Source organism: Streptomyces sp. NPDC001156, from assembly GCF_053598275.1.
Map to the genome: position 1 here is coordinate 95,403 of NZ_JBSFJX010000015.1, position 11,025 is coordinate 106,427.

The 11,025-nt window shown below is 69.1% G+C and carries 8 protein-coding genes, 1 tRNA gene and 2 pseudogenes; 6 read left to right on the top strand and 5 right to left on the bottom strand.

Annotated features, from left to right (window positions below):
• Window position 1: 1 nt before the first annotated feature.
• The 4 genes from ACWDA7_RS11080 to ACWDA7_RS11095 all read left to right on the top strand — a co-directional run bounded on the left by ACWDA7_RS11080 (window position 2) and on the right by ACWDA7_RS11095 (window position 4,544).
• Window positions 2–1,576, top strand: coding sequence for an NADH-quinone oxidoreductase subunit M (locus ACWDA7_RS11080; protein WP_450603832.1), 1,575 nt, complete (start codon window positions 2–4; stop codon window positions 1,574–1,576).
• Window positions 1,573–3,072, top strand: a complete 1,500-nt coding sequence (locus ACWDA7_RS11085) for an NADH-quinone oxidoreductase subunit N (RefSeq protein ID WP_450603833.1) — start codon at window positions 1,573–1,575, stop codon at window positions 3,070–3,072. Before ACWDA7_RS11080 ends, ACWDA7_RS11085 begins: the two co-directional genes overlap by 4 nt.
• 219 nt (window positions 3,073–3,291) lie before the next feature.
• Window positions 3,292–4,155, top strand: a complete 864-nt coding sequence (htpX, locus tag ACWDA7_RS11090) for a zinc metalloprotease HtpX (protein ID WP_450603834.1) — start codon at window positions 3,292–3,294, stop codon at window positions 4,153–4,155.
• Window positions 4,152–4,544 carry a YccF domain-containing protein gene (locus ACWDA7_RS11095; RefSeq protein ID WP_450603835.1) on the top strand — a complete coding sequence of 131 codons (393 nt, stop codon included), beginning with the start codon at window positions 4,152–4,154 and terminating at the stop codon, window positions 4,542–4,544. Before htpX ends, ACWDA7_RS11095 begins: the two co-directional genes overlap by 4 nt.
• A gap of 409 nt (window positions 4,545–4,953) precedes the next feature.
• Here ACWDA7_RS11095 and ACWDA7_RS11100 read toward each other — a convergent pair whose 3' ends face one another.
• Complete coding sequence (locus ACWDA7_RS11100) at window positions 4,954–6,216, bottom strand: APC family permease (protein ID WP_450603836.1); 1,263 nt, start codon at window positions 6,214–6,216, stop codon at window positions 4,954–4,956.
• A 183-nt stretch (window positions 6,217–6,399) separates the two neighbouring features.
• Here ACWDA7_RS11100 and ACWDA7_RS11105 point away from each other — a divergent pair, with 183 nt between their 5' ends.
• On the top strand, window positions 6,400–6,666 hold the full coding sequence (locus tag ACWDA7_RS11105) for a GlsB/YeaQ/YmgE family stress response membrane protein (RefSeq protein ID WP_359411111.1): 267 nt from the start codon (window positions 6,400–6,402) through the stop codon (window positions 6,664–6,666).
• A gap of 102 nt (window positions 6,667–6,768) precedes the next feature.
• On the opposite strand, the gene ACWDA7_RS11110 is transcribed toward ACWDA7_RS11105, so the two are convergent.
• Entirely contained in the window at window positions 6,769–7,257 is a 489-nt protein-coding gene (locus ACWDA7_RS11110) for a YajQ family cyclic di-GMP-binding protein (protein WP_359411109.1), read from the bottom strand.
• A 221-nt stretch (window positions 7,258–7,478) separates the two neighbouring features.
• On the opposite strand from ACWDA7_RS11110, the gene ACWDA7_RS11115 reads away from it, so the two are divergent.
• Window positions 7,479–7,560: transfer RNA gene (locus tag ACWDA7_RS11115), tRNA-Tyr, on the top strand.
• Window positions 7,561–7,722: 162 nt separating this feature from the next.
• Here the strand turns inward: ACWDA7_RS11115 and ACWDA7_RS11120 are convergent.
• From ACWDA7_RS11120 to ACWDA7_RS11130, 3 genes and pseudogenes are all read right to left on the bottom strand, one after another.
• Window positions 7,723–7,977 (bottom strand): annotated as a pseudogene (locus tag ACWDA7_RS11120) (site-specific integrase); the annotation flags it as partial.
• A 238-nt stretch (window positions 7,978–8,215) separates the two neighbouring features.
• The gene (locus ACWDA7_RS11125) at window positions 8,216–8,746 is read right to left on the bottom strand and encodes a hypothetical protein (protein WP_450603837.1); all 531 of its coding nucleotides are present in this window, start codon (window positions 8,744–8,746) and stop codon (window positions 8,216–8,218) included.
• A 156-nt stretch (window positions 8,747–8,902) separates the two neighbouring features.
• A pseudogene (locus ACWDA7_RS11130) lies at window positions 8,903–10,950 on the bottom strand (PA14 domain-containing protein).
• Between the last annotated feature and the right edge of the window lie 75 nt (window positions 10,951–11,025).

Genomic DNA, 11,025 nt, shown 5'->3' on the forward strand with positions numbered 1-11,025 from the left:
CGTGATCGATATCAGCGAGTCCGTGATGCAGTTCCTTCTGGCATTCATCGTCGTCGTGCCGCTCATCGGCGCGCTCGCCGCCCTTCTGCCGGTCCCGCCCGGGCTGAAGGGCAAGTCGCCCGACCAGGCCGTGCTGAGGCACGGCGTGACGGTCACCGGCGCCGTCCTCATCGCGGTGATCGTCCTGGCGCTCGGCTTCGACCACGACCACCCGTCGAAGATGCAGGCCACGACCGACATCAGCTGGATCCCCGCACTCGACGTACGGATCCACCTCGGCATCGACGGCATCTCGCTCCCCCTTCTGGTCCTGACCGCGCTGCTGACCTTCCTCTGCGCGCTGTACTCCTACTTCAAGATGCCCTCGGGCCCGTCCCCGAAGGCCTTCGTCGCACTGCTGCTCGTCCTCGAGTCCGGCACCCTCGCGACCTTCGCCGTCCTCGACCTGCTGCTGTTCTTCCTCGCGTTCGAGATGGTCCTCATCCCGATGTACTTCCTCATCGCCCGCTGGGGCGGCGAGGGACGGACCCGGGCCGCCTGGAGGTTCATCCTCTTCACGCTGCTCGGCTCCGTCGTGATGCTGCTCGGCCTGCTCCTGATCGGACTCAAGGCGGGCACGTTCGACATGGTGGCACTCGCCACTGACAACGGCCGGTCACTCACCGTATCCGTGCAGGTCATCGCCGTTTTGGCGATCGGGATCGGACTCGCCGTGAAGGCGCCGATGTGGCCGCTGCACAGCTGGCTGCCCGACGCCCACACCTCCGCCCCGACCGTCGGCTCGGTCCTGCTGGCCGGTGTCCTGCTGAAGATGGGCACGTACGGGTTCGTGCGCATCCTGCTGCCGATCGCACCACAGGGATTCCACACCTTCGCGCCCTACCTCGCCGCCTTCGCCGTCGTCGGGATCATCTACGGATCCCTGGCCTGCCTCGCTCTCGCCAAGCGGGGCGCGAAGGGCGACCTCAAGCGGCTCATCGCCTACTCCTCCGTCGGGCACATGGGGTTCGTGCTGCTCGGCATCGCCACGACCACCCCGACCGGGGTGAACGGCGCGCTGTTCGCCAACATCGCCCACGGCCTCATCACCGGCCTCCTCTTCTTCCTGGTCGGCGCGCTGAAAGACCGCACCGGCAGCACCGACCTCGACACCCTCGCCCAGGAGACCGGCGCCGCCCTCTACGGCAAGGCGCCCCGCCTCGGCGGGCTGCTCGCCTTCGGTGCCGTCGCCTCGCTCGGCCTGCCCGGCCTGGCCGGGTTCTGGGGCGAGATGCTGGCGATGTTCGGTGCTTTCAAGCCCGCCGCCGACCTCAGCCGCCCTGCCTTCCTCACCTTCATGGCGATCGCTGCGTTCGGCACGCTGCTCACTGCCGCGTACATGCTCATCGTGGTACGCCGTGTGTGCATGGGCGCGGCACCGGAGGGGGCGCCTAGGCTCGCCGACGTCCACGCCTACGAATTCGCGGCGTGGACACCGCTCGTCGCCCTCACCGTCGTGGCGGGCCTGTGGCCCAGGGCCCTTCTCGGCCTGACGGACCCGGCCGTGCAGCAGCTCCTCGCAGGAGGCACCCGATGAGCTCCCTCGTCCAGTCCGTCGACTGGCTGGCGATCGCCCCGCCGACCATCGCGGCCGTCGTCGCGCTCGTCGTCCTCGTCGCCGACCTGTTCCTGGGCGAGCAGCGGAAGGCGCTCCTCGGCTGGGTCTCCGTCGCCGGACTCGCCGCTGCCGCGCTCATGCTGCTGCCTCTGCTGGACGGCGACCGCGCCACCTTCTGCCTGACGGGCGACCCCCATGTGTGCAGCTACACGGCGGACCGTTTCACCCTGGTCATCCAGTTCCTCGTGCTCGGCGGTGCCCTGCTCGCGGCTCTCCTGACCGTCACCGCCCTGAAGGACGCCAAGAGGCAGCTGCCCGAAGGGGAATTCTGGTTCCTGCTGCTGTCCTCGGCGGCCGGCGCCGCCCTGCTGCCCGCCTCGCGGGACCTCGCGACCCTCATCGTCGCCCTGGAGGTCGCCTCACTGCCGGCGTTCGCCCTGGTCGGCATCCGGTACGGCGACAAGAGGTCCTCCGAAGCGGCCCTGAAGTTCTTCCTGTCCTCCGTCACCGCGACCGCGGTGAGCCTCATGGGCATCAGCTTCGTGTACGCAGCAACGGGCACCCTCTACCTCACCCAGGTGGCCGAGCGCATCCAGCACGTCGACGGTCAACTGCACACGCTCGCCCAGACGGGCGTGGTCCTCACCCTGGTCGGCTTCGCCTTCAAGACGGCCGCCGTCCCGTTCCACTTCTGGGTGCCCGACACCTACGTCGGTGCGCCCCTGCCGGTCGCCGCCTACCTGTCGGTCGTCGGCAAGGCGGTCGGCTTCTCCGGCATCATCCTCATCACTGTCGTGGCCCTCCCCTCGTACTCCGACGTCTGGGGCCCGGTACTCGCCGTCCTGGCGGCGCTCACCATGACCGTCGGCAACGTCGGCGCCCTCCGGCAGCAGGCCACGCGCGCGTACAGCGCCGTACGCCTGCTCGCCTGGTCCTCTGTCGGCCAGGCCGGATACCTCCTGGTGCCGATCGCAGCGGCCGCCTACGCCAAGGACGCCCAGAAGCCGATCGGCTCCACCGTGGCCTACGCCCTGATGTACGCGGTGGTGAACCTGGGTGCGTTCGCCGTCGCCGCCCTCGTGGGCCGTACAAGGACGCTCAATCGCCTCACCGACTACCGCGGCCTGTACACGTCGAACCCCCTGACCGCGCTTCTTCTGGCCTTCTTCCTGCTCTGCCTGGCCGGGCTCCCACCAGGCATCATCGGCCTGTTCGCGAAGGTCACCGTCTTCTCCGCGGCCGTCGACGCGGGGCTGGGCTGGCTCGCCGTGGTCATGGCCGTGAACGTGGTGATCGCGCTGTTCTACTACCTCCAGTGGACGGCCCTGCTCTTCCGCGCCCCCGAGGGGGAGCCCGAGAAGCACCGGGTCCCGGCCCCGCTCTCGGCCGCCATCGGCCTGACCGCCGTCGCGGGCGTCGTCCTGTCGGGAGCCCCCGAGTTGGTGCTGCGTTTCTCGGCCACTGTCCTCTTCTGACGAGGGGCGCAAACCACGCATGTGCCGCACGGCGTCACGTAAGCGCGCGTGCAGGAGCCGCAATCGTCACCCGGACGGCCTACGTGTGCCGCTGCACGCACAAGGGAACTTGAGCTGTCCGCCTGGCGTTGACCAGTGCAGGAGGGTCCACTGAGAAGTGGAGTCAACAACATCCGCAGACAAAAGGGTTCCCCTGCCGCACCACTTGGAGGGCGTACCGTGCACCGCCGGCACAACGGGCTCAGGACGGCAGTACTCCTCGGGGGACTGTCCGCACTCATCATCGTCATCGGCAGCTTCTTCGGCCGTACGGGCCTGATCGTCGCGCTCCTCATCGCCATCGGCACGAACGCCTACGCGTACTGGAACAGCGACAAGCTGGCTCTACGCGCGATGCGCGCGCGCCCGGTGAGCGAGTTCGAGGCCCCCGCGCTGTACCGCATGGTCCGCGAGCTCTCCAACCAGGCCCGCCAGCCCATGCCCCGCCTCTACATCTCACCGACGGAAGCCCCCAACGCCTTCGCGACCGGCCGCAACCCGCGCAACGCAGCCGTGTGCTGCACCGACGGCATCCTCCGTCTCCTCGACGAGCGCGAACTGCGCGGCGTCATCGGGCACGAGCTGAGCCACGTCTACAACCGCGACATCCTGATCTCGTCGGTCGCCGGCGCCCTCGCCTCGGTGATCATGTTCTTGGTGAACTTCGCCTGGCTGATCCCGGTCGGCCGTTCGGACGACGACGACGGCCCGGGCATTCTCGGACTGCTGCTGATCATGATCCTGGGTCCGCTCGCCGCGACCCTCATCCAGTTGGCCATCAGCCGCTCCAGGGAGTACGAGGCGGACGCCTCCGGCGCCCAGCTGACCGGCGACCCCCTCGCCCTGGCCAGCGCCCTGCGCAAGCTGGAGGTGGGCACCAAGCAGCTTCCGCTGCCGCCCGAGCCGCGCATCGAGACAGCGAGCCACATGATGATCGCGAATCCCTTCCGTCCGGGCCAGGGACTCGCAAAGATGTTCTCCACACACCCGCCGATGGCGGAGCGCATCGCCCGGCTCGAGCAGCTGGCAGGGCGTCGCCGATGAGGACAATCCTGAACGTCATCTGGCTCGTACTGAGCGGCTTCTGGCTGTTCCTCGGATACCTGCTGGCGGGCGTGCTGCTCTGCGTCACCATCATCGGCATCCCGTTCGGTATCGCGGCCTTCCGTATCGGCGTGTACGCGCTGTGGCCCTTCGGCTATACGACGGTCGAGCGCCGCGACGCGGGAGCCCCCTCCTGCATCGGCAACGTGCTGTGGCTGATCCTGGCGGGCTGGTGGCTTGCCCTCGCCCACATCGTCACGGGCATCGCTCTGTGTCTCACGATCATCGGCGTCCCGTTCGGCATCGCCAACTTCAAGCTCATCCCGGTCTCGCTGCTCCCCCTGGGCCGGGAGATCGTGCGCACGGACGAACCCTTCGCGCCGCGCTGACCGGCGGGTCGATGGCCCGCCCGGGTCCAGGGCGGAACTGCCTCGGCAGGGGCACTGAGGCATCGTTTGGCCGGGTGGCCAAGGGCTGCCCGGTCGGCGAGGCAAGGCCACTTCCCCCGGCCCCGGACGGCTGAGACCGGGGTTATCCACAGGCCGCCCCACCGTCACGCCGCGCCCTGCATCATGAACCCATGACCGAGACCGAGCAGTTGCCGGACAGGGGGCGAAACGGGCCCGCGACTCCCGCACGCAGGGCCGGCTCTTGCTCCCCGCGCCCATCGAGAAGTCCACAGACGGCACGGATCTGCCGCGGAGGCCGGAATTGACGATACGTACGGGCATAGCGTCGCGGGCTTCACGGCCGACCGTCGGCGCGACAGCGGCAGTGCACTGAAACCCCGGCTGGTGGCTAGCGCGCGGCCACCCAGCGTCGTACGCCGTACACCAGCACCCCCAGGCACCCCACGCCCGCGCCCACGACCACCGAGACCCCCGGCAGTGCGAACGCCAGTGTGAGGCACCCCAGCAGCCCGACGGCGGGTGCGATGCGCGAAGCCGGCGACGAATCGAGCGTCCAGGCAGAGGCGTTGGCGATGGCGTAGTACACCAGCACCCCGAAGGAGGAGAAACCGATCGCGCCCCGCACGTCCACCGTCGCGGCGAGCGCGGCCACCACGGCACCGATGGTCAACTCCGCCCGGTGCGGCACCTGGAAGCGCGGATGCACGGCCGCCAGCGCGCCCGGCAGGTGCCGGTCGCGCGCCATGGCCAGCGTCGTCCGCGAGACACCCAGGATGAGCGCCAGCAGCGAGCCCAGCGCGGCCACTGCGGCGCCCACCCGTACCACCGGCGCGAGAGCGGGTACGCCCGCTGCCCGCACCGCGTCCGCCAGCGGTGCCGCCGCATGCCCGAGTCGATCCGCGCCGAGCACGGAAAGGACGGAGACAGCCACCGCCGCGTACACCACGAGGGTGATGCCCAGGGCGAGCGGGATCGCGCGCGGGATGGTGCGCGCCGGGTCCCGCACCTCCTCCCCGAGGGTGGCGATTCGCGCGTATCCGGCGAACGCGAAGAACAGCAGCCCGGCGGCCTGCAGCAAGCCACCGGCACCACCGGAGCGGCCGACATCCAGCCGTGCGGCATCGGCAGCCCCGGAACCGAGACACACGACGACCACGCAAGCGAGGACCGCCAGGACCACCGCAACGATCACACGCGTCAACAGGGCCGACTTCTGCATGCCGCCGTAGTTCACGGCGGTCAGCGCGACGACGGCCGCCACGGCCACAGCGTGCGCCTGTCCAGGCCAGACGTACGCACCCACGGTGAGTGCCATCGCCGCGCAGGAAGCGGTTTTCCCGACGACGAACGACCAGCCGGCCAGATACCCCCAGAACGCACCGAGCCGCTCCCGCCCGTATACATAGGTGCCGCCCGAGGCGGGATAGAGGGCGGCCAGCCGGGCGGAGGAGGTCGCGTTGCAATAGGCGACCACGGCGGCCACGGCCAGCCCGATCAGTAGGGCGGAACCGGCCGCGTCTGCCGCCGGAGCCAGGGCTGCGAAGATCCCGGCGCCGATCATCGAACCGAGCCCGATGACCACGGCGTCCCCGACCCCGAGGGTCCGGCGCAACCCCACGCCACCGGGCTGCTGTGCCCTGGACTGTGTCATGGGGCGAACCATACTGATGCCTGCAACCGGCGGACTCGGCGAGGCGTCCTCCCCGACGACGGGCCCGCGCGAACGCAAGATCGAGCGAGACCGACAACAGGACGAGCAGCGCAACGCATGAACACGGCCTGGCCGGAGCAGGAGCACAGCACAGGCGCAGCGCGGGAAGGCAGGGTTCAGGGCATGGGCATTGTCAGCTGGATCATTCTGGGGCTGTTGGCAGGGGCCATCGCCAAGTTCCTGCTGCCGGGCAAGGACCCCGGCGGCTTCATCGGCACCACTCTCATCGGCGTCGCGGGTGCCTTCATCGGCGGCTGGATCTCCGCGCGCTGGCTGCACCACCCGATCACCAAGCAGTTCTATGACGGCGCCACCTGGGCGGCCGCGATCGGCGGCTCGCTGGTGCTGCTGATCATCTACCGTCTTCTGTTCGGTGACTCACGGCGCTGAGCACCGCCCCACGCCGCAGTCGGCAGCAGAGAAGGGTGGGCGCCCGGTCCGGGCGCCCACCCTTCTCATATCTCGTACCGTCCTCACTGGCCGACGGGCGACCTACCTGTAGTTCACGAACTGCAGAGCGAAGTCGAAGTCCTTGCCCTTCAGGAGGGCGATCACGGCCTGGAGGTCATCGCGGCTCTTCGAGCTGACGCGCAGCTCCTCGCCCTGCACCTGTGCCTTGATGCCCTTCGGGCCCTCGTCGCGGATGATCTTCGCCACCTTCTTCGCGTTGTCCTGGGAGATGCCCTCCTCGATCGACGCGAAGATCTTGTACTCCTTGCCCGAAAGCTGCGGTTCGCCGGCGTCCAGGGACTTGAGGGAGACCCCGCGCTTGACCAGCTTCGACTGGAAGACGTCGAGGATGGCGTTCACCCGGTCCTCGGAGTTGGCCTGCATCAGGATCTTGTCGCCGGACCAGGAGATCGAGGCGCCGACGTTCTTGAAGTCGTAGCGCTGCGAGATCTCCTTGGCGGCCTGGTTGAGGGCGTTGTCGACCTCCTGCCGCTCGACCTTCGAGACGATGTCGAAACTGGAGTCGGCCATGTCCTGTGGCTCCTTGTATCGGGATGGATCGGGGTACGTGCAGGCGTGCGGGAGCGCGGCCGCCTGGCCCGGCATCGATCCGGGCCGCATCCGGCTAAGCCTAGCCACCCGCCCCCTCCGAGCGCCGATCTATCGGGTGGCGAAGCACCCCTGTGCATCAGGTATCGTTTACGTCGTTGCCAGGGGCCACCGCGAAAAACGGCTCCGAAGCAGCAATCCTTGGCGGTGTGCCCGAGCGGCCAAAGGGAGCAGACTGTAAATCTGCCGGCTCAGCCTTCCCAGGTTCGAATCCTGGCGCCGCCACAAGACCGAAAGGGTCTGCGACCAGCAGCAATGTTGATCGCGGACCCTTTCGGTGTTCACGAGCACGGCATGGTCGCTATGGGTGCTTTTCCCAGTGTGTCTCGCTCTGATTCGGGTGCTGACCAGTCCGTGTGGGGCAGGCGTGGGGCAGCTTCCAACCTCCTAGCTGCCGTTCTTCAGTGCCCGCTCGATTCGGGCGTTCGCTGTGGCGGCGCCGCCGTCCAGGCACTTCGCGTACACCCGGAACAGCACCGCCACGCTGTGGCCAGCGCGTGCGGCCACCTCCTGCGGTTCCACCCCAGAGCTGAGCCACGTGGACGCGGCGGCGTGGCGAAGATCATATGGACGCTTCGCCAACAGCGACGCGCATTGAGTAGGTGTGAGAGCACGCGCGCGGGCTTCCGCCCACACCTCGCCTGGCGCAGGCGGGCCGCTTCGGCCCGGTTCTGGAAGCAGTCCGCCCGCGGCGGGATCACCCCGACCTGGTGCGGCCACGACGCTTGCGTGCGCGGCCCGGCATGCTCGTGCCGGTGCTGGTGGATCTCACCGGCGACGAACCCGGCAGCGATACTGCCACCGCCCGCGATGACCTGCGAGAGGTGGGCGGAGGCGTACGGGCCGGTGGGTCGTGGGCCGGGAGTGGCGCCGGGTGCGGTCAGCCCTTGTCCGGACCCGGCTGCGAGGGGTTTGGCGCCGCCCCGATCGTCACGTCCCCCATCCGCAGGGCGGCCGCCGACCCGCCCTCGGCACGGATCTCCGCATTCCCGCCGACGGCCTGCCCGTCCCCGGACGCCGACACCCCGCCACCCGCACTCCCGGAAGCCGCAGCGGCCAGCAGTTCCTCCACTAGGTTCGCTAGGGCCTCGGCGAAGCCCGCATCCCGCTCGGCGGCATCCTCCAGAGAATCCGTCAGCCGCCGCTGGGTGCGCTCCGAGAGCACTTCCCGGCCCTCACTGGCCTCCTCCGCAGCTCGTAGGAGCGCCGGATCCTGGCCGAGTTGTCGGCTGACCAAGTCGTGCAGCCGGTCCATCCCCGCATCCAGCCCCCGGTCGACCTCGGCATCCGCCCGCCCCGCCACCCGCTGGGCCTTCCGGGCCAGCCAGGCGAACACATACCCCACCGCGATCTCCACCCCCGGAACCACCACAACCCCCTTGATCCAGCCGAAAGACGGCACCACGAACATGCCCACACCCAGAGGCCCTGCCCCCGCAACTGCGGCTCATGACCGAGCCGTTGCTGAGTGCGGGGAAAGCTGACGCCGTGGTGCAGGACTGGAAGCTCGGCTTCCAGTCCCCTGCGTGGCATCGACCGCCTGTACCGGTGCGCTCGGCGGGAGTGCTCAGTCGGTCACGGCGACGGCCTCGAACGCGCCCGAGGTGGTGCCGTCCGCGTAGAGGACCGTGACGCGGTAGTACACGGTGGTGGCGGCCGGCTGTGTCCTGTCCCACCAACTCCAACTGGTGGTGTCGCCCCGTGGCTCCGTGCCGACCAGGTCGAACGTCCCGGTTTGCCGGTTCCAGCGGTGGATGGCGAAGCCCGAGACTGGGCTGCCGTCCTCGTTCCGGTCGCTGGTGAGGTACCAGCTGATCGAGTCGTTGGTGTCGGTGCCAACGAACAGCGGTCCGCCGGTTGCGGGCGGGGCGGTGGGCCGGAGGTCCAGCTCGGTGACGTCGGTGACGGTCGCCCCGGTGTCCGGGGTGAGCTGGTTGCCGTACTGGTCGACGGCGACGACGCTGTAGCGCACCTGCTGCCCGTCGGCGGGTACGGCGTCGTGGAAGGTCGTTGCCGTGATCTCCCACGGCTGCAGGAACGCGGGGTGCAGCACCGGCTTGTACGTCCACTGCCCGTCGACGAGGGTCCCGCGCAGCACGATGTAGTGGTCGAGGCCAGGCGCGTTGCTCGAGTCCCAGGAGAGGGTGACGCCGTTCTCCTTCGGGATGGCGGCAAGACCGGTGACCGCGGCAGGGGCGGTCGTGTTGCCGACGGCGGTGACGGCGACGTCCTGGGACGGGGCGCCCTGGTTTCCTTCGCGGTCCTCGGCGACCACCCAGTAGTAGTACGTGGCGCCAGGCGTCGGGGCGGGGTCGGTGAAGGAGGTGCCCGTCACTTTCTCGCCGACGATTTCGTGCTCGCCCCCGGCGGTGCGCGGGTTGCTCGATCGGTAGATCGAGTAGCCCGCGAAGTCGTCGCTGGTTCGCTCGGAGGCGTCCCAGGTCAGCGTGACGCCCGCCTCTCCCTCTGTGGCTCGCGCGTTGAGGGCGGTGTCCACCGGGCCCGTCAGGTCGAGGGTGTAGTACGTCGCCGTGCCTGAGGCCGTCGACTCGTTGCCGTGCGTGTCGACGGCGGTGACGACGTAGTAGTAGTTGTCGCCGGTCTGCGGCAGGGGCCCGCGGTAACCGCCGCCGGACAACGTGTCGCCGGTCAGCCGGTTCTCGGGGGTGAGGGCGACCGGGGAGGACGTCGAGCGGTACACGCGGTAGCCGGCGAGGTCCGGCTCCGTGTTGCCGTTCCAATAGAGGGTGACCGTGGTGGGGAAGCCGACGGCCCAGTTGTCCTCGACGCCCTTCGGGGCAGCGGGGGCGATGCGGTCGAGGGTGGTGATGCCGACGTCGGCGGTGCCGGACGAGGCATTGCCGGCCTTGTCGTAGGCGCGGACCTCGTAGTAGTAGACGTAGCCGTCCTTGGGGACGGTCGTGTCGGTGTACGGGGTGGACGTCGTGGTCGCGATCGGCTTCGTGGGGAAGGAGGTGCCCTTCAGACGCCGGTAGACGCGGTAGCCGGCGAGGTCCATCTCCTTGTTCTTGGCCCAGCTGACCGTCGTGGACGTGGTCTTCGCGCTGTAAGTGGCGGTCGCCTCGGTCGGGACGAGGGGCTTGACCTTGTCGACGGCAGCCGAAGTGCGGGGGGAGTAGCCGAACTTGACGTTGGCGGAGCCGGTCCAGTTGACGAAGTCGACGCGGAGGCTGTGTTTGCCCGAGGGGATGGTCATGTTGACGGTCTTGGTGACGGTGCTGGCGACGTTCTTCCACATGTCGATCTTGCGGACGCCGTCGAGGTATATGCGGATGCCGTCGCGGGAGGAGGCGGTGAAGGTGAAGGGGCCACCGGAGCCGAAGTCCCTCGTCACGGTCCAGCGGACGCCGAAGTTGTCCTTCGGCAGTCCGGTGGCGGGGGCGCCGGTGCCCCAGTTCTCGTCGATCACGGAATCGCAGTCCGTGCGCTTGGGAGCACCGGAGAAGGCGGTGTTCGCGTAGAACGTCCGCTTGAAGACGGGCGATGTGCAGGTCACGGCGGCGGAGGCTGGGGGGCTGCGATGAGCAGACCGCCCGCGGTGGCGAGCACGACGGCGCTGGCAGTGGCGACCGTCGTGCGTCTAGGTCGGTTCATGCGTTCCTACAGTCCTGGTCGTCGGCGACAGGACCCTGTCGCCGTGTCGTGGTCGTCGTCGTACGCCCCACCCTG